This is a genomic window from Halotolerantifilum yawarlongkerapense (assembly GCF_054506745.1).
Map to the genome: position 1 here is coordinate 1,367,439 of NZ_CP199719.1, position 18,536 is coordinate 1,385,974.

An 18,536-nucleotide genomic window follows, 5' to 3' on the forward strand; every position below is an offset into this window, starting at 1 on the left:
GAGAAAAGAGCCCCGGGTTACGGAGCTCTACACCTTACATGTAAGCGAAAAAGGCCATCGCCGATGCCACTGTGCTGAACAGCATCAGCCCAACAATCGTCAGGGCAATTATTTTTCGGTGTTTACCTGCCATGTTAGGAAACCCTCCCCTCGAGTAGCTCTGCAAGATCATCCGTCTTCACTTTGAAACTATAGGCCGGTCGCAACCAGCCGAGCCCCAATTGAAACGTCAGCATGATCTCATCGCGATTGACCCAATTCACCTGAAGGCGATTGAGAAAGCGCGTCAGCTTCTTTTTTTCTAACGTCGTATATAGGTGTTCGCGCAAGCGAACGATATCCAACATTTTCAGCGGTGTCGTACGCAGGTAACTAAAGGTCGCGTAGATGACCGTCTTTCGGATGATCTCAAAGTAACGATACTGTCGGTACAGTCCGTAGGCCTGTCGGCCGATGAAAATCATCAGGGTCCCGATGAATGCTATGAGAATCGTCTGCATGATCATCCCTCCTTAACCTTATGTTACACGAAGGATCGAAAGCTTTCAATCATTTCCCCAAAAATTCACAGCTCATTCACACACTTATCGCTCGAGCAGTCCCTGACGCTTCAAGAAAGCCCACATGTGCGGCCGCAGTTCATCGCTAAACTTCGCCACCATGTTCTGGCTGTAGCTCCGATCATCCCTTCCCTTCGATCGACGTTCGTAATAGCCACTCACCGTTTCATCGTAGCGGGCGATCTGATCGAGGTCCGGTTCGTAGTAGCGCTCTTCGAAAAGCACTGTGGGCAGGGGCAAGCGCGGTTTGATCTCAGGATCCTGTGCGGGTTTTCCCACGCACATACCAAAGATCGCAAAGGTCTGTTTGGGTAGGTGGAGTAGCGTGGCCACCTGTTCGGGATTGTTCCTGATCCCTCCGATGTAGACACCACCGTAGCCCTTGGACTCGAAGGCCAGCAGAACGTTCTGGGCAAAGAGGGCCGTGTCCACGGCCGCTGTGAGCAAGGACTCCACGTACCCGCCCTGGAAGGGCTCCCCTGCGGCTACGGTAATCTTCTCGATACGGTGCAGATCGGCTACGAAGATATAGAAGGCGGGGGCCTCCTCCACCCACCGCTGATCGCCCGTCAGCGAACGAAAGGCCTTGCGCTTCTCAGGATCCGTAATCGCGATCACGCTGTAGGGTTGCATATGGGTAGATGTCGATGCCAGCTGGGCAGCTGCAAAAACCTCTTCCACCACTTCGCTTGGGATCGGTTCCTTCTCAAATCGACGGATGGATCGGTGTGCTTTCATGATCTCGATCAATTCACTCCACTCCTATCTCTTTTTTCAATCGTTCCAACTGCTCGTGGGGGATGTGCTTCCACTTGCCACGGGGTAAATTCCCTAGTTCGAGGGATAAAATCCGCGTGCGTTCCAAGTGCACCACACGGTAGCCAAGGGCCTCGCACATCCGGCGAATCTGCCGGTTTAGCCCCTGTGTCAAAATGATCTCAAACTGTCGTACGTCGAGCTTCGTCACCTGACAGGGTTTTGTCACGGTGTCAAGTATCGGCACCCCTGAGGCCATTTCCTCTAAAAATTTTGGCGTGACCGATCGGTCTACTGTGACTTGGTAAACCTTCTCATGCTCATTTCGGCTCCGCAATAGTTCGTTCATGAACGCCCCATCGTTCGTCAGGATAATCAGACCCACAGAGGTCTTATCCAACCTGCCCACCGGGTAAACCCGCTCGTGGAAGTTGACGTAATCGATGATGTTATCGGGATCCTCTTTCGCTGTGGTGCAGATTACCCCCGCTGGCTTGTTAAGCATCAGGTAAAACTTCTCGGTGACAGGGTCGATCGGGTGTCCATCGATGGCCAGGAGATCGTTCTCCGAAATTCTCTGACCGAGCTCTGCGGTCTCGCCATTGACCGTCACACGTCCGGCTTCAATGCGTCGGTCAGCCTCTCTTCGGGAGCAGACCCCTCTATCGCTTAAATATTTATTGATTCTCATCGCTTTTCCTCCCAAGAAAACGAGGGGCGATGCCCCCCGTCTAAATTTCTATTTCCATCTCGATCCAGTCTGTACTTTCATCGGACTCGTGGAAACCCACGCGTTGAAAAGCACTGATGCTCCGCTCGTCATCTGGCGGAATCACCGTACGGATCGTACGACCAGCATACTCATAATGCTCGATCAAATACTCGAGGACAGTTTGCAGAAAATCGAAACCCAATCCCCGTCCCCTGAAGCTCGGGAGCAGGGCGCAGGTCATGCGCATCTTCTCATCTTCATCGAAACTCGCCTCGATGAAGCCCACGATCTTCTCATTGATCTTGGCTACGAAAAAATCGTTGTCCGCATCATTGATGAAAGTATCGAAGTCAATCCTCTCATTATCCTCATCATAACAAATGATTTCCTCTTGTGCTTCCTTTAAGAAGATATAATCAGCATATTGTTCATTGAACGGCTCAATACGAATTTCCATGGGTATCCTCCCCTTTGATGGCTTTATACCCCGCAGGAATTTTTGAAAAACATCAGAAATCGATTTTACATAGACCTCTCGCTTCTTCTTTGATTCGATCTTCATCGTAAAACTGCTCGTGGATGGTCACCAAGATCTCCTGCGCTTCGTGACGCTCGTCAAACTCCCTGGCCAATCGCTCTTGCAACAGGCTCGTTCCATCCGGTCGGATCCGCGCTACCTTTTCGACCTGGGCGAGTCCAAAGGTCTCGATTTCACGCGCCAGTCGGTCGGTCAACTTCATCACAGGACTTTACCTCCAGCGCACTTAGCAACTCTTTCCAGGAGGAGACACGCTCGCCTTCCCAGCCTCCATTGAACGATGTATCCTTGTACTTATAGAGAATCTTACGTCCCGCTCGCGTGCTGCGGAGGTTTTCCGGGTGATCATCGATAAAAATCGCCCCTTCTTCCATCATCGGAACACGCCCTTTTCCCACACCTTCTGAATTCTTGTTGATCAAAATGATGATTTCATCGATGAAGGGTAAATGTTCTTCGATCCACAACACCTTTCGGCTGGCGTTCTCGGGTGTCGCGGAGGTGCAGATCACGAGATTGTACCATCGGGATAAGCAGCGAAGGCCCGCTTGAGCATCGGGGTAAAAGGTCAGGTGCTCGAAAAAATCCTCCGTGCCAAAGGTCGCGGCGATTTCAGCAAAGCCGTCCTCGTAGTCGCGATGGATCAGGGGACATTGGCTGACGAATCCCCAGTCCACTACATCCTCCCCTTTGGCCAGGATGAAATCGGGATCGTCGGCATACCGTTCATTGTATATGTCGCAAACAGCTTGTTCAGCGTTCACGATCGTCGAGTCGAAATCTACATACAAGTCTTTCTTCACGTGCCACAACCTTTCAAAAATTCAATTGCTTCTTGATAGAGCCTACCAGAATAAGGGTATAGTGTAGTTGAACGCCGAGTGAATCGGCAAAATTTTTCGTTCTTTATCACTATCGAGGACAAAGGAGTGTTGACCATGTGGAACCTCAGCGTCATATTCAGCATGCTTTACGGATACCTATCAAAACTTGTCTTGGCTGCCATCGCACTGTACATAGGCTTGAGAATTGTGAAATGGGTCGAGAAGAAAATCGTAGAGGGTATGGAGAAAAAAGATGTTGAACTCTCCATTCGTTCTTTCGTCGCCTCTCTTGCCGGCTATGGCCTGAAGATCCTGCTCTTTCTCGCCATTGCCGGGATGCTAGGCTTCAATCTCACGACCTTTGCGGCGGTCCTCGCCGGTGCTTCCCTGGCCGTCGGTCTCGCCTTACAGGGTTCACTGTCGAACTTCGCCGGAGGCGTCTTGATCCTCCTCTTGAAACCCTTCCGCGTAGGCGACTTTATCGATGCCACGGGGTACATGGGCACCGTAGAGGATATCCATATTTTTTATACCCGTCTGGTGACCCCAGACAACACAACCGTCATTATTCCCAACGGTGATCTCTCGAACGCTAGCCTCAAGAACTTCTCGATGAAAGAGAAGCGCCGCCTGGAGATGAAGTTCGGGGTGGGCTACGAGGATGACATCAAGAAGGTCCAAAGCGTCCTGACGGATATCGTTCTATCGCACCCCCTGGTACTCAAGGATATCGAACCTTTCGTCCGCCTCTCGGAACATGGGGACAGCGCCATCATCTTCACCGTTCGCATCTGGACACAGGCGAGTGATTACTGGGCCGTGTACTTTGATATCATGGAAACCGTTAAGCTGAGATTCGACGAGGAGAACATCTCATTCCCCTTCCCACAAATGGATGTGCATCTCGATCAATAGTCAGGAGCGGGCAACTCACACCGGTGGGTTGCCTTTTTCTACCGGTAGGGTCAAAATGACGCGCCTGCCGTTCTGGTGGCCACCCGAGATCTCGAGATCTCCCCCGGCCTCTCGGATCAATGCCATGGGGATGGCATAGCTTCTCTTCAACGCCTCTCCGGGGGCCTCTCTCGATGGAAAGAGTTCCTCGGCGCTTGCGACACTCATCCCCCTGCCCGAATCCTGAATCGACAGGTAGATCTCTCCACCGCGCACCCTACCATCGATACGGATTTCTCCCTCTTCAGGACTCAGGCGGCTCTCGAGACTATCGAGGGATACCGCGAAAATCTCCAAAAACACGAGCGTCACACGATCGCTGCTCATGGCGACGGCCGGTAGCTCTTTCACACCCGAATCATGCACCGTGAAATCGCTCACGTAGGAGCCCGAGAGCAACAAGAGCGCGGACGTCATAGCAGCGCTCAGGGAGGCGCCTTCTCCGTCCACCTCATCATCGCTCCTGAGCTGATTGAGGGCCTGATTGATTTGTCTCAATTGACCAAGACCCGTTTCGGCTTCCGCCAGGACCTTTTTGATATCTTCACGAAGGAAATCTAGATCGTATCGTCTCCTGAGACTCTTGACCACGTTCAAACGGGGGAGCAAGTGCGGCTGTTCATCGAACCGAAGGTCTTTGATCAACAATTCATAAGCCTGCTGAAGGGTGACGACCTTCTTATAATAGGCTTCGATCGTCTCAAGATCACTGCGCAGGTAGGCCAGGGGGTGGGCCATGGCCAGCGAGAGGCTCTTGGCAAAGCTCCGAGAGCGAGTGAGCTGGTTCTGGATATAGCCCTTGCGGATCCCTTCCAGCACCGCTTGGTGCTCCTTCTCGATCGCATCGATCCGATCGAGGTACCGTGTGTCACGGGCGATCTCCTCTTCTATCGATCGTAACATCAGGCCGTAGTGACGTCCGCCCATGGGAAACAAGGTCAACTCCACCTGACGCCTTTCACCCTTTAAGTTCACGAGGGCCAGCTCCCCGGTCCATCGACCACCCGTTAGCCTCTCGGAAAGGTTCGAGCCGAAGAATCCACGAGACTTGACATCGAGCCAACGTTTCCAAGCGTGCCCCACGATCATGTTGCGGTGTGCACCGATCATCGTGCACAGGGCTTCGTTTGCAACCACAACGGTTCCCTTCTGGTTGAGGACCGCCTGGGGAACTGGAGATGCTTTTGCCAATTGTTCGAAAAGTTGATTGTCCATATATACCCCCCCTTCCCTTACTGATTTTCACACGAAAAAGGAGTGTCCAACATGAAACCCCTCACCCTCGATGACAGAGAACGACTACTGCCTTACTTCAGTGCTTTCGAGATGCTGGCCTCGGAACTGTCCTTCACCAACCTGTTCATGTGGCGACATAAGTATCACTTCCATTATACCACGGAGGATGGATACTTGTTCCTGATCCGACAAAAAGAGGACGGTAGCCGCTCCTTTTCCCAACCCATCGGCCCACGCGATAACCAGCAGGCCATGGTCCAAGCACTTCAGGCGATTCTCCAGCGCGAACAACAGCTTCAACTGCTGAAAGTTGACGCAGCATGCAAAGAGGTCATCGCGAGCCACTTTCCCAAGGCTCGTATCGAACCAAAGCGGGATGCCTTCGACTATCTCTATTCCTTTAGCGACCTACGGGACCTTGCGGGCAATGCCTACCACAAAAAGCGCAATCATATCAATCAGTTTCTCAAGCTCGACATCGATCACGAGATCGTCCCGCTCACGCGAGCCCACATCCCGGCGATCTTAAACTATTCCGATCGCTGGCTCGAGGACCATCCCAAGGGGCAGGATGAGGGTCTGATCTCCGAGAATCGTGCGATTCACGAGGCGCTCGACCACTTTGAAGACCTGTCCTTCACCGGCGCCGTTCTCTATGTGGAAAACGAGGTCAAGGCCTTCACCTTCGGCGAGCCTTTGAACACCGAGACACTGGTCATTCACATCGAGAAGGCCGACACCGATCTCCCCGGCCTCTATCCGATGATCAATCAACGCTTCCTCCAAATGCAGGAGTCTTCCTTTGAGCTGGTCAATCGAGAGCAGGATCTAGGTATACCGGGTCTGCGCCGTGCAAAGGAGTCCTACCATCCCGTAGGGTTTATCGAGAAGTTCACAATCCGCTTGTGAACGAAAAAAGAGAACATCGGTGGGTTCCCCATGGGAATCAACCGATGTTCTCTTTGATGGTGCACCTTGAGGGACTCGAACCCCCAACCAACTGGTTCGAAGCCAGCTACTCTATCCAATTGAGCTAAAGGTGCATATGGTGACCCATCCGCGACTCGAACGCGGGACACCCTGATTAAAAGTCAGATGCTCTACCAACTGAGCTAATGGGTCATTGGCTGGGGATACAGGACTCGAACCTGTGAATGACGGAGTCAAAGTCCGCTGCCTTACCGACTTGGCTAATCCCCAAAAAATAAAAATGGGGCGGCTGATGGGAGTTGAACCCACGAATGCAGGAGCCACAATCCTGTGTCTTAACCACTTGACGACAGCCGCCACGTATATGGCGCATCCGCAGGGACTCGAACCCCGAACCCCCGGCTTAGAAGGCCGGTGCTCTATCCAGTTGAGCTACGGATGCAATTGCCTATTCAATGGAGCGGATGAAGGGAATCGAACCCTCGTAACTGGCTTGGGAAGCCAGGGCTCTACCATTGAGCTACATCCGCGAAATAAACTAAAAATGGTCGGGGTGGCAGGATTTGAACCCGCGACCCTCTGGTCCCAAACCAGATGCGCTACCAAACTGCGCTACACCCCGAACTGACAAATACTATTATACATAACCAGGATAGTGCCGTCAATAGCTTTTTTTCGACTCTCTCAAGTCTATGAAATTGTGCGAAATATCAGCATTTTCAATGGTCAGAATACCGTAGGCCGGTCCCTTCCCATCTTTCGGCCGACACAAGCTCCCGGGGTTGAAAAACAAGATCCCATCTTCTTCTGTCGCCAATCGTTGGTGTGTGTGGCCGAAAACCACCACCGTGGCCCCCGCTTCCTTGGCCCTGAAGTACAAACCGGTCAACCCCGACTTCACATGATGGTGATGTCCATGGGTAATCAGGACACGGTGCTCACCGACCTCAAGAATCTTCTCCGCGTTGTCCTCGCTGTAGTCCACGTTCCCACACACTGCGTGGACTTCACCCGATAGATCGTCCACATCATCGAATCGATCGCCAGCATGAAACCAGAGATCGTAGTCCCCCGCCTGTTCTCTTACCCTCTCGATCAAAGACCGATCGCCATGGGTATCACTGGTTACAATAATTTTACGCATGGTCTTTCAGATACGCCTCCATTTGTCCCTGCAGCTTCTCCAGCGCACGGCCACGGTGGCTCATGCTGTTCTTTTCCTCTGCCGTCAGCTCGGCATAGGTTTTGTCTCGCTCCGGTAGATAGAAAAGGGGGTCGTAGCCGAAGCCAGCGTCTCCGCGTGGCTCGCGCAGAATGCGTCCCTCCACTTCACCCCTTGCTTGGAGGACATCACCATTTTCAAATACTACCGTGACCACGCTGACAAAAGTTGCCGAGCGATTGTCCTCCTCCACGTCTTCGAGCAGTTTCAACAGGTGGTCGTTGTTCCGCTCATCTGTTGCCCCTTCCCCTGAGAAGCGCGCTGAGTACACACCAGGAGCGCCGTCTAGGGCTGTCACCATCAGACCGGAATCATCGGCAATCGCCGTGCCGCCCGTTCGCGCATGGACCGCACGGGCTTTGATGAGAGAGTTCTCCTCAAAGGTGTCGCCATCTTCCACGATCTCCAGACCGCCGAGTCCGACCTCTGACATGCTCTTGAGATGAAAGGAGAAGTGCGAGAGAATCTCTTCGATCTCTCGGATCTTATGGGCGTTGCCCGAGGCCACGATTGCCTCGCGAATTCCCAGCGACTCTTTTTGCAAAGCGATCAATTCAAAGATGCCCTTCTCCGCATAGGCAATCATCTTGTCCATCTCGTCGCGCGAGAAGGGGCGCTCCTCACCGGTGCCCTGGAGCTCGATAAAGCGTCCGGCTTCAGTCATCACCACGTTCATGTCCACCAGTGCGTTGGCATCCTCTTCGTAACAAAGATCGAGGACCGGTTGCTCACGCCAGATACCCACGCTTGTCGCAGCGAGAAAGGTCATGTGGGGCATACGCGCGATATCGCCACGGGTCACCATGGTACTGAGGGCATCGTGAAGGGCCACGAAGGCGCCTGTGATCGACGCGGTACGCGTTCCACCATCCGCCTGGATGACGTCGCAGTCGATCCAAATCGTACGTTCCCCCAGTTGTGTGAGGTCCACCGTGCTCCGGAGCGCACGACCGATCAGCCGTTTGATCTCCTGGCTCCGCCCGTCCACACGACCCGAGGTCGCCGCACGGCGCTTTCTGATACCCGTTGAGCCGGGGATCATGTCGTACTCGGCCGTGATCCACCCTTGGCCGCTACCGCGCAAGAAACGCGGTACAGATGCCTCTACGGTCGCCGTGCAGATTACTTTCGTATCTCCCGTTTCGATCAACACGGAGCCGTCGGGGTGTTTTAAATAGGATCGGGTGATGTTCACGGGTCGAAGTGCATCGGGTGCACGCATATCTGGTCTCAAGGGTTTGCCTCCTAGGATTTCGTTGTTTCGTTAAACTTCAATGCCATCACGGCCACGTCATCGGTAAAATCGTCCACATTCGTGTGCCGTTTGTGATACAGGTGAAAATAGTAGAAGATCTTCTCGAGAAAATCCTCGAGAGATCGGTTGAACAGGTCGCGGTTTGCATCGGCGAAGGCCTCCACGAGGGTCCAGTGGGTAAAATCAGCCTGCTGCCCCACGCTGAAGAGGCCGTCGGTGTACAGAAGGATCCCGTCTCCCACAGCTAGTTCGAGGGTTTCTTGGTCGTAGTCACCATCGGGGTAGACACCGATCAGAGGTCCCCCTGCGGACGCTTCGATGACCCCCTCACCGCTACACTTGATGACCACGGGCGTCGGATGACCGGCATTGCAATAGCTCAGCCTGCCCTCCGTCATCTTTCCGACGAAGGCTGTGAACATGAGGTGCTGGTTGGCCAGTCCTTTTTCAAAGTAGGTTCCCACGTTACGGTTGATCTCTGCCACCAGTTCAGCCGGCGATTGTTCGGGATGGTCCAGGGCCTTCCGAAAGAGGATCTTGACCATGCTGGACATCATTGCCGCGGCAATACCATGACCGGTGATATCGGCGATCATAAACCAGACGCCCGAGGGCGTCTCGACACAGTCGAAAAAATCGCCCCCGATACCGAGCGAGGGTACGTACTTGATCGCGAGCTCTACCGAGTGCAACTGGCTCGACTTGGGTAGCATGATCGTTTGGAAATCATGCGCACTCTGTAGTTCTTCTTGGATGTGGTTGTGTAGTCGTTCGATGGTCTTGCGCTGTTCGTAAAGCACCATCGCATTGCGGACCTTCAGCGGCAGGATCGTGTCCATCTCATCTTCTGTCAGCGGCTTGGTGAAATAATCCACAGCACCATCGGCGAGTAGGTTCTTGATGCTCGTGATGTCATTGATCGCCGAGTTGACGATCACGGGAATATCCCGCCAAAGGTGGGAGCTCTTGATGGCCCGCATCGTTTCGTAGCCATCCATTTCGGGCATAATCAAGTCGAGCAGAATCAGATCCACTGGTTCGGCCGCCAGGATCCTCATCACCTCTTTGCCATCGGATGCCTCGAGAATTTCAACGGAATCGATTTTCTCTTTCAGGATATCACCGATCATCTTTCGGTTGAAATTCACATCATCGGCGATCAAGATTTTATACACAGGGTTCACCCCCCTTTATGCAATAAGCGAGAACACCCGTGACTTTAGTCGTGGGCTGAATCGCTTGACTTTGTCCTAGAGTCACTGATAAACTAAATATGAACATATATTCTCATAAAATCTTTGCAAGGAGGTGGTTTTTTGTTACAGCATAAGGCGTACAAGTTCAGAATCTATCCTGACAACGCTCAAAAAGAGCAGATCGCAAAGACAATCGGCTGTAGTCGATACATCTTCAATCACTTCCTGAGCGAGTGGAAAACTGCTTACAAAACCACCGGAGAAGGGTTAACCCAGAGTATTTGTTCAGGACAATTACCCTCCCTCAAGAAAGAACTACCTTGGCTAAAGGAACCCGATTCCATCGCCCTTCAAGCGTCAATTGAAAACCTCCAGGATGCCTTTGATCGTTTCTTTAGAGGAGAAAAAGGACATCCTCGGTTCAAGAGCAAGAAAAACCCCGTCCAGTCCTACAAGACAAAACACACAAACGGAAACATTGAGGTAGTGGGCAACAAAATTAAACTCCCGAAACTTGGTTGGGTGAAGTTCGCCAAAAGCCGCGAGGTTGAAGGGCGGATCATGAATGCTACCGTCCGCAGAAATGCTGCGAACAAGCATTTTGTTTCAATTCTTTGCGAAGTCGCCATCGCGCCTTTAGAAAAGACGGGTTCTTCTGTTGGGATCGACCTCGGATTAAAGGATTTCGCCATTCTTTCCGATGGAACGGTCTATGACAACCCAAAATTCTTCCGCTCGCTAGAGAAAAAGCTAGCTAAAGAACAGCGCATTCTTTCTCGCAGAAAAGAGCGCGCGAAAAAAGAGGGACGAAAACTGTCCGAAGCGAAGAATTATCAAAAGCAAAAGCGAAAAGTTTCTCTCCTTCACGAGAAAATTAGGAACAGACGCGAAGACTACCTCCATAAGCTTTCCACCGATATCGTCAAAAACCACGACGTGATCGGCATCGAAGATCTTCACCTAAAAGGCATGGTGAAGAACAAAAAACTTTCGAAGGCGATTTCCGAGGCAAGCTGGGGGCTTTTCCGCGCCATGCTCGAGTACAAAGCAGACTGGTATGGAAAGACCGTAGTAAAAGTTGCCCGTAATTTCCCTTCAAGCCAGCTCTGTTCATCATGCGGATACAGAAACAAAGCCGTTAAAGATCTCTCCGTGAGAACATGGACATGCCCTGAATGTGGCACCGCTCATGACAGAGACGTTAACGCAAGCATGAATCTTCAAACCGAAGCCTTACGGCTTCTAACCGTGGGGACCACGGGGCTAGCCTAATAAACAACTGCCCTTTAGGGCGGTCTTCCTAGGAATCTTGGCACTTCAGTGCCGAGTTGTTCAAAGGAAGGAGACGAAGGACTCCAATTTCATCAGTTTGAAAAGCTGCTTGATATCTTGACTGGCGTTTGCGATGGAGAAAACCTTCCCCTCTCTGAGCAGGTTCTTGTAAAAAGTGATTACAAAGGTCACACCCATGGAGTCGATGTTTTTCACCGCACCGATGTCCAGGATGACCTCTTCCGTGTCCGAATCACTCTCAACCACTTTCATGGCCTCGACGTTCAGTTGTTTTACGTTCGGAGCAATCAGATCTTTTTCCACGACCAGTCGTAGCACGTTCCCTTCTCTTTCTTTTCGCATATCACTAACCCCTTTATACTTTGTACCTTAGGTTCAGCTTGTTGCCGTCGGTGTTGACCTCGAATCCAAGGGCCTTTATAATGGAAAACCCTCGCGCCCGTTCTCTTAGATCATAGTCCAATTGTACCTTATAGCAGTCGTCGAGCGCAACGCCCGTTCCCTCGTCATGCACATCGAAGGTAAAGACCTCCTCGGTGTAGGCGATGATCACGGTGATGGATTTCGATTCATCAAAGGCATTGCCATGTTCTACGGCATTGTTCAGCACCTCTCGGAGCATCACATTGATCTTGAAAAGATCCTCGTTCTCGATTTGAAAATACTGCGCGAGCAAAGCTTCCGCCTCACGCACCACGCGATCGACGGCTTCAAAAGAAGACGGTATGGTTCTCTTGAAGATTTCCATCACATCACCACACTTTCTATCTAGGCCATGAAGAAAAGCGGACTATTGGTAGAATGATACCCAACGGTCCGCTTTCTCAAACGCTTACTGGTAGTGATGGAGGATACCCTTGTATAGTGCATCGGCCACACGATCCCTGTAGGAACCCTGCATCAAGAGGTAGTGATCCTCTTCGTTGGTTAAGAACCCAATCTCCACAAGGGCCGCCGGCATCATGGTTTCGCGTAACACCACAAGGTTCGGACGTTGGACGATGCCACGATCGGTCGCCTTGAGGTTGCTGACCAGCTGGTCCTGAAGTGACTTGGAGAAACCGTAGCTCGGTCTCGCCTCATCGGGTGCATAGAGTACCTCAACACCTGTCGCCCCGCTATTGCCGTGGGCGTTGGCGTGGACGGAGATGAAGCCCGTTGCACCCAGTTCGTTGGCCACGTGAGCCCGGGCGTAGAGATCCACGTAGGTATCATCATCCCGCGTCAAGTATACTTTGAAGCCCGCCGCCTCCAGTTTCTTTCTCAGCCTGAGGGTCACATCGAGCACCACGTCTTTCTCGCGCAAAGCAGCGCCGCTGGCGCCGGGATCTTTCCCACCGTGACCGGCATCGAGTACCAGGAGGATATCACTGAACTTGGAATTCGTGATCCGTCGGTTGATGAAATCGAGGGCCAAGCGTCCGTCGCTTCCCATCCGGTCGTCCACGCTGGTCCCCTCCATCAGGGAGAAGGTCAGGGTGTATACACCGCGACTTGACAAACGTTCGATGGCGATACCGTCTACGATAGCATCCTCTGTGTCGAGGGTCATATTCTCAAGCGCCAGACGATCGATGGGAATCTCAAGCGTGGCCTCGTTCTTCTCTTCATCCCTCACGAGCGAGTAGTTGGCGCCGGCACCCAGTTCCAGTGTGAGCTGAGAAGCGTCCCGGTCTGTTTTTACATATTCGAAACCGTCCAGCGGGTTGCCCGAAACGTACACAAAAATATCGCTTCCGATGGCCTCGACGAACACATCCTCCGGACTGCGTTCTTCACCCAGGTCTACCGTGACCCGCGAGACCACATCGTCGGGTTCATAAAAGCCACCGGCTGTTGACACGTCGAGTTGAGAGAAACTATACCGATCGATATCCCTGCTGCCCACCTGCTCGATGGTATAGCCGCCACCACCCGCTTTGAGCGTCGCATTGATGAGATCGACCACGACACGATCGCCCAGGTAATCCACATTGTAGGCGGGCATGTCTTCCGTCGTCTCGATGACAACGGTCTCTGCACTGTAGATCTTCTTCAGCGACACGTCTTCGACGCTGTTGATGAAGCGGATCACCAGCTCCTTTGCACTTTTATCGAAAAAGATTTCATAACCCTTTTTCTGGGACAGCTCAAAAGTCATCCGCGTGAGCGGTGGTCGATCGCCCACCTGCTGGACGCGGACGGCCTCGAGACCAAAGATGTTGAGTCGTTCGTTGTAATCGCCACCGGCGAAGTCCATCTCCGTGTTCTGGAGGTCCACCACGAGCTTGGTGTTCTCACCCACGGACTCACCTTCGATGATGTAGGCATTTGACTTGATTTCACCCGTGGCGCCCAAGCGAATCTCCGGGAACTTGGTCATGTACCTAAACTCAAAATCCGTGATGGACTGAGTTGGCTCGTTCAAAGCGACGGTTTTCGTTTCCCCGATCCAGGCCGACTCGAGTCCGAAAACATCCGTGACAAAGGCGATCGGCACCATGGTGCGCCCGATGCCGTCGTAGACCATGATCTTGGCGGGTACATCGCTGGGTAGCTGGCGTCTGGTGCCATTAACCCATGCCTCCTTCGAATCAATGGTCAGGAGAACCTCGACGCCTTCTTTCATCAGTTCCACCTGACGATTCTTTGCATCCCAGTTCACCTCGGCGCCGAGAGATTCGGCGATCATACCGACAGGTACCAGTGTGCGGTTGCCAGGATAGAGGATGGCCGGCACATCAGAAAGCAGGTCTTCCCCGTAGAGCATCATGTTGATGGTCTCGTAGACAGCTGCCTTTCCTGTGCTCCCATCGATCATCTCCACCTGATTGTACTCTAAGAATTTATTCGCGAAGGCGCCTCCCGTCAGCACGAGGCTTACCATGAGCAACACTACGATGATTCGTCTCATTTTGATCTCTCCATCCTTATCCCAAGACTTTATACAGTTCGTCAGCTTCCGGCTCGTTCAATAGAACCATTCGGCCCTCTCTTCTGATTCTTCGACTGTGCCCACTCGTGAGAGTGCCCAACTTGTAAACAGCAATATCTTGCGCCTGCAACGCCTCCGTCAGTGGATCCACCCCTTCGGGAGGGACGGCCATGAGCATGGCACCACTGGAGATCAGGCGATAAGGGTCGATCTCGAAAACCTCTCCCACTTTCCTGGTGAGCTCCGAAAGCAGGGTTTCGTCCTCGAGGCTCACCTCACATCCAAGTTCTGCCGCCTCACAGATCTCCCAGAGACCTCCGAGCACACCACCTTCCGTCACATCGTGCATGGCGTGCACCGCGTGCTGGGCTGCGATGAGTCCTTCCCTCACGACAGATAACCGTTTGAAGTATCCCCGGGCAAGTTCTCGCTCCTCTTCAGTGAAGGCTTCAGGGCGCTCCCCGACCAGAATTGCCGTTCCCTCGATGGCCGCTCCCTTCGTTAGGAGAAGGACATCTCCCGCGACGGCACGTTCGCCCGTGATCACCTTTTCTTCCTCATTAAAACCCATAACGGTTAGTGACAAGAGGATCTGGTTCACGGCGGGGGTGCGCTCTGTATGGCCTCCGATGATCGACAGGCCGGTTTCTTCTGATAGGGAGCGCAACCGGTCCATGATCGCTACAATCTCCTCATCCGGCGTCTCAGGCGGGGCTAGGAGGGTGCACATGATGTACTGTGCCTGCGTGCCACTGGCCGCTAGGTCGTTCGCGTTGATATGTATGGCGAGATCGGCGAGTTCCTTCGTCGTACCGGTGATCGGATCACCCGACACAACCAGCACATCCCCTGAACTACGCACCACCGCACAATCGCGCCCGACGCCCGGACCAACAAGGACGCTGGAGTCGTGCGAAAGCGTGGTCAGGATGCGCTCTTCCAATGTAGAATTTTTCAGTTTTCCTGCTTTCAATGAAACCACCTCTACCGCTGATTATACCGTTAATATCGCCAGTAAGAAAGGCCCTTGTCCCTATTGACATGCAAGCGTAAAAAAGGCCCTCTCCATTGGAGAGGACCTCTTTTTTAGACTGATGTGAATCTAGTTGACCATCTCTGCGAAACCGAACCACCATGTGTTACGCGTGTTCTTTTCCCAGTTTGCTACGTCAGCAGATACCATGATTGGATCTGTGTAGTAGTAGATAGGCATGTTTGTGTAAGAGTTCATCAGAATGTCGTTGGCTTCGTAGAGCAGTTCGAAACGCTCTTGACCTTCTGCAGTTGCAGACTGGTCGAGGAGTGCGTCGTACTCTTCGTTAGACCACTGAGCGTAGTTCATCGGAGAACCTGAACGGAACATGCCGAGGTACGTCATCGGGTCAGAGTAGTCGCCGATCCAACCGCCACGAGCAACTTGGAAGTCGCCGTTCTTTCTTGTATCCTGGAACACTGCCCACTCTTGGTTTGTCAGAGTAGAGTCGATTCCGAGGTTTGTCTTCCACATTTCTTGGATAGCTTCTGCGATAGCCTTGTGGCCTTCAGAAGTGTTGTACATGATCTCGATTGCTGGGAGACCTTCGCCGTTCGGGTATCCTGCTTCAGCAAGGATTTCTTGAGCCATGCCAACAGCGCTTCCGTCTGGAGCGATGTCGTAGTTTGGAACCTGCTCACTAAATACATTACCTTCAGCATCACGTGATGCGAGAGATACCATGTTCAGTGCTGGCAGCTGTCCACCCTTGGCTACTTGCTCAACGATCGCTGTACGATCGATAGCGAGTGTGAGGGCTTTACGTACGTTGACATCGTCGAAAGGCTCTTTTTCAGTGTTGAAAGAGTAGTAGTATACGCCATCCATCGGCAGAATCATGAACGTAGGATCTTCTGCGAGGAGTCTTGGAATTTCTTCCGTAGGCATGTCGTCGAGAACGTGTACTTCACCAGCATTGTAAGCTGTGAGTGCCGTCGTCTGGTCGACGATCATGAGCGTAGTGATTGTATCGAGCTTCACTTGATCTGCTCTCCAGTAGTTGTCGTTCTTCACAAGCACGAGTCGGTCGCCGCCAACATATGACTCGAGCATGAACGGTCCGTTAACTACTGAAATCTCAGGATCGATTGCCCAACCGCCATCAGGATTCTGCTCTACAGCACCTTCATAAACTGGGAAGAATGTGTAGAAAGCTGTGAGTCCGAGGAAGTAAGGTGTAGGTGCTCTCAAAGTAACCTCAAAAGTCTTCTCGTCTAAAGCTTGGAAAGAATCCACGTTAGCTTCGTCGAAGATCCAAGAGTACTCAGAAGCTGTTTCCGGATCGAGAACACGAGCCCAAGCGTACTCAAAGTCGTAAGCTGTTACAGGCTCACCGTTTGACCAGAGCGTGTCGCGTAGTGTGAACGTGTACACGAGGCCGTCATCAGACATCTCGTAGCTCTCAGCCATAGCAGGCTGCATTTCGCCGTTCACTTCTCGCATGAGACCTTCGAACATGTTGTTGACAACATCTCCACCGTCAGATGCTGCGTTCAGGCCTGGGTCAATCGTCTTTGGCTCAGAACCGAGGTTCCAGATCAACTCCTGTGCAACGGCTGGTTCTTCTTCCGGTGCGTCGGCTGGCTCTTCAGTTACAGTTTCTGCTGGCTCATCTGCTGTTGCTGGCTCTTCTGCCGGTGCAGAACAACCTGCGAACAGTGACAAGACCATTACTAGGGCCAACATCAATGCTAGATTCTTTTTGAACAAACAAATCCCCTCCATTTTTCTTTTTGAATACGATGGCTACAAGTCGACGAGACGTCGTTTGCGCTACCATCATTTCACGTGAATATTATAATACAGTTTCTTAAACTTTTCAAATATTTGCGCAGAGAATACATACGGAATCCACATCCGGGCAAACGATTCCCCTCACGAAACACCACCTTGAAACCGTGTTTTTTCAATGCTTGCAGGAGATAGTGACAAGAAATTCACATGTAAAAATTTTTTTATATTATGCGGTCTCCAAGAGCTCTCTTGCGCATAAATCACACTTTTAATCATTTGTCAACCCCTCTCCCTTTTTCACAGGCCATACCCTTTCTCGAAAAGCGAGCGCACAAAAAAAGAAGCCATCTTTATCAGATGACTTCTCATGAACATTATAATTCTTTGCGCTTTTCCGGTTCTTCGATCAGGTGACAAGCGACAAAGTGATCGCCACCAACATCCTGAAGTAGCGGCTCTTCTAGAGCGCAACGATCGAAGGCATGCATACAGCGCGTGCGGAATCGACAACCGCTCGGCGGGTTGAGTGGCGAGGGAACATCGCCCTCGAGTACAATCCGCTTCTGCGACGCCATGAGCTCGGGATCAGGAATCGGCACTGCCGAGAGCAACGCCTCCGAGTAGGGATGACGCGGCGTGTCATAGAGCACGTCGGATGCGGCCACTTCCACGAGTTTCCCCAGGTACATAACGCCAATACGATCGGAGATATGCTTGACCATAGAGAGGTCGTGCGCGATGAAGAGGTAGGTGAGTCCCAGCTCCTGCTGCAGGTCTTCGAGCATATTGACGACCTGCGCCTGGATCGATACATCGAGGGCAGAAATAGGCTCATCACAGATGATGAATTCCGGATCAACCGCCAGTGCACGGGCAATACCAATACGCTGACGCTGTCCACCAGAGAACTCGTGTGGGTAACGGCTGGCGTGATCGCGGCTAAGGCCCACACGCTCGAGCAGGTAGTAAATGCGTTCCTGGCGCTCTTTACCCTTGGCGAGGCCATGGATATCCAGGGGTTCACCGATGATATCTCCCACGGTCATACGCGTGTTTAACGAAGCATAGGGATCCTGGAAAATCATCTGCATCTTCTTTCGGAAAGGCTTCATATCGATTTCCGACAGCTTGCCGATTTCGGCGCCATCGAAAATCACTTCTCCGCCGGATAATTCGTACAAGCGGATCAGAGTACGTCCCGTCGTAGACTTGCCACAACCGGATTCTCCCACGAGACCGAAGGTCTCCCCTCTATAGATATGAAAGGACACGTCATCGACGGCCTTCACGTATTCTTTATGCTGTCCGAAGAAGCCCTTGTGCATGGGGAAGTACTTCTTCAGATTCTTAACGTCCAGTAAGATTTCTTTTTCCGCCAT

19 protein-coding genes and 7 tRNA genes are annotated in these 18,536 nt (G+C 52.2%); 3 read left to right on the forward strand and 23 right to left on the reverse strand.

Features of this window, described 5'->3' with window-relative positions:
- Positions 1-134: 134 nt before the first annotated feature.
- From ACULM0_RS06645 to ACULM0_RS06670, 6 genes are all read right to left on the reverse strand, one after another.
- Positions 135-500, reverse strand: coding sequence for a hypothetical protein (locus tag ACULM0_RS06645; RefSeq protein WP_463679646.1), 366 nt, complete (start codon positions 498-500; stop codon positions 135-137).
- Between the two features lie 84 nt (positions 501-584).
- Positions 585-1,310 carry an oxygen-insensitive NADPH nitroreductase gene (gene nfsA, locus ACULM0_RS06650; RefSeq protein ID WP_463679647.1) on the reverse strand — a complete coding sequence of 242 codons (726 nt, stop codon included), beginning with the start codon at positions 1,308-1,310 and terminating at the stop codon, positions 585-587.
- Position 1,311: 1 nt separating this feature from the next.
- The gene (locus ACULM0_RS06655; protein ID WP_463679648.1) at positions 1,312-2,007 is read right to left on the reverse strand and encodes a pseudouridine synthase; all 696 of its coding nucleotides are present in this window, start codon (positions 2,005-2,007) and stop codon (positions 1,312-1,314) included.
- 40 nt (positions 2,008-2,047) lie between these two features.
- A complete protein-coding gene (locus ACULM0_RS06660; protein WP_463679649.1) occupies positions 2,048-2,485 on the reverse strand; it encodes a GNAT family N-acetyltransferase in 438 nt (145 codons plus the stop codon).
- Positions 2,486-2,537: 52 nt separating this feature from the next.
- Positions 2,538-2,771: a hypothetical protein gene (locus tag ACULM0_RS06665; RefSeq protein ID WP_463679650.1), complete on the reverse strand. Its 234-nt coding sequence runs from the start codon at positions 2,769-2,771 to the stop codon at positions 2,538-2,540.
- Positions 2,740-3,369, reverse strand: a complete 630-nt coding sequence (locus ACULM0_RS06670; RefSeq protein WP_463679651.1) for a 5' nucleotidase, NT5C type — start codon at positions 3,367-3,369, stop codon at positions 2,740-2,742. The genes ACULM0_RS06665 and ACULM0_RS06670 overlap by 32 nt, the downstream gene beginning before the upstream one ends.
- 135 nt (positions 3,370-3,504) lie before the next feature.
- On the opposite strand from ACULM0_RS06670, the gene ACULM0_RS06675 reads away from it, so the two are divergent.
- Positions 3,505-4,305, forward strand: coding sequence for a mechanosensitive ion channel family protein (locus tag ACULM0_RS06675; protein WP_463679652.1), 801 nt, complete (start codon positions 3,505-3,507; stop codon positions 4,303-4,305).
- 15 nt (positions 4,306-4,320) lie between these two features.
- Here the strand turns inward: ACULM0_RS06675 and ACULM0_RS06680 are convergent, their stop codons facing one another.
- Positions 4,321-5,559 carry an ATP-binding protein gene (locus ACULM0_RS06680; protein ID WP_463679653.1) on the reverse strand — a complete coding sequence of 413 codons (1,239 nt, stop codon included), beginning with the start codon at positions 5,557-5,559 and terminating at the stop codon, positions 4,321-4,323.
- 51 nt (positions 5,560-5,610) lie between these two features.
- On the opposite strand from ACULM0_RS06680, the gene ACULM0_RS06685 reads away from it, so the two are divergent.
- Positions 5,611-6,489, forward strand: a complete 879-nt coding sequence (locus tag ACULM0_RS06685; RefSeq protein WP_463679654.1) for a DUF2156 domain-containing protein — start codon at positions 5,611-5,613, stop codon at positions 6,487-6,489.
- Positions 6,490-6,546: 57 nt separating this feature from the next.
- On the opposite strand, the gene ACULM0_RS06690 is transcribed toward ACULM0_RS06685, so the two are convergent.
- The 10 genes from ACULM0_RS06690 to ACULM0_RS06735 form a co-directional block, all read right to left on the reverse strand.
- Positions 6,547-6,623 (reverse strand) — tRNA-Arg (locus ACULM0_RS06690).
- A gap of 3 nt (positions 6,624-6,626) precedes the next feature.
- Positions 6,627-6,702 (reverse strand) — tRNA-Lys (locus ACULM0_RS06695).
- Positions 6,703-6,704: 2 nt separating this feature from the next.
- Positions 6,705-6,780: transfer RNA gene (locus ACULM0_RS06700), tRNA-Gln, on the reverse strand.
- 11 nt (positions 6,781-6,791) lie between these two features.
- Positions 6,792-6,867 (reverse strand) — tRNA-His (locus ACULM0_RS06705).
- A gap of 8 nt (positions 6,868-6,875) precedes the next feature.
- A tRNA-Arg gene (locus ACULM0_RS06710) sits at positions 6,876-6,952 on the reverse strand.
- Between the two features lie 14 nt (positions 6,953-6,966).
- Positions 6,967-7,040, reverse strand: a tRNA-Gly gene (locus tag ACULM0_RS06715).
- 15 nt (positions 7,041-7,055) lie between these two features.
- Positions 7,056-7,132: transfer RNA gene (locus ACULM0_RS06720), tRNA-Pro, on the reverse strand.
- Between the two features lie 39 nt (positions 7,133-7,171).
- Positions 7,172-7,654: a YfcE family phosphodiesterase gene (locus tag ACULM0_RS06725; protein ID WP_463679655.1), complete on the reverse strand. Its 483-nt coding sequence runs from the start codon at positions 7,652-7,654 to the stop codon at positions 7,172-7,174.
- A complete protein-coding gene (gene rph / locus ACULM0_RS06730) occupies positions 7,647-8,966 on the reverse strand; it encodes a ribonuclease PH (RefSeq protein ID WP_463679656.1) in 1,320 nt (439 codons plus the stop codon). Before rph ends, ACULM0_RS06725 begins: the two co-directional genes overlap by 8 nt.
- Before the next feature lie 11 nt (positions 8,967-8,977).
- A complete protein-coding gene (locus tag ACULM0_RS06735; RefSeq protein ID WP_463679657.1) occupies positions 8,978-10,162 on the reverse strand; it encodes a SpoIIE family protein phosphatase in 1,185 nt (394 codons plus the stop codon).
- A gap of 141 nt (positions 10,163-10,303) precedes the next feature.
- Between ACULM0_RS06735 and tnpB the strand changes: the two genes are divergently transcribed.
- Positions 10,304-11,455 carry an IS200/IS605 family element RNA-guided endonuclease TnpB gene (gene tnpB, locus ACULM0_RS06740; protein WP_463679658.1) on the forward strand — a complete coding sequence of 384 codons (1,152 nt, stop codon included), beginning with the start codon at positions 10,304-10,306 and terminating at the stop codon, positions 11,453-11,455.
- A 60-nt stretch (positions 11,456-11,515) separates the two neighbouring features.
- Here the strand turns inward: tnpB and ACULM0_RS06745 are convergent, their stop codons facing one another.
- The 6 genes from ACULM0_RS06745 to ACULM0_RS06770 form a co-directional block, all read right to left on the reverse strand.
- Positions 11,516-11,818 (reverse strand): STAS domain-containing protein, encoded by a 303-nt coding sequence (locus ACULM0_RS06745; protein ID WP_463679659.1) that lies wholly within the window; start codon positions 11,816-11,818, stop codon positions 11,516-11,518.
- Positions 11,819-11,831: 13 nt separating this feature from the next.
- Positions 11,832-12,224, reverse strand: coding sequence for an ATP-binding protein (locus tag ACULM0_RS06750; RefSeq protein WP_463679660.1), 393 nt, complete (start codon positions 12,222-12,224; stop codon positions 11,832-11,834).
- A gap of 84 nt (positions 12,225-12,308) precedes the next feature.
- Positions 12,309-14,369, reverse strand: coding sequence for an N-acetylmuramoyl-L-alanine amidase (locus tag ACULM0_RS06755; RefSeq protein WP_463679661.1), 2,061 nt, complete (start codon positions 14,367-14,369; stop codon positions 12,309-12,311).
- A gap of 16 nt (positions 14,370-14,385) precedes the next feature.
- Complete coding sequence (locus tag ACULM0_RS06760) at positions 14,386-15,363, reverse strand: AIR synthase family protein (RefSeq protein ID WP_463679662.1); 978 nt, start codon at positions 15,361-15,363, stop codon at positions 14,386-14,388.
- 129 nt (positions 15,364-15,492) lie between these two features.
- Positions 15,493-17,133, reverse strand: a complete 1,641-nt coding sequence (locus ACULM0_RS06765) for a peptide ABC transporter substrate-binding protein (protein ID WP_463679663.1) — start codon at positions 17,131-17,133, stop codon at positions 15,493-15,495.
- A gap of 398 nt (positions 17,134-17,531) precedes the next feature.
- Entirely contained in the window at positions 17,532-18,536 is a 1,005-nt protein-coding gene (locus tag ACULM0_RS06770; protein WP_463679664.1) for an ABC transporter ATP-binding protein, read from the reverse strand.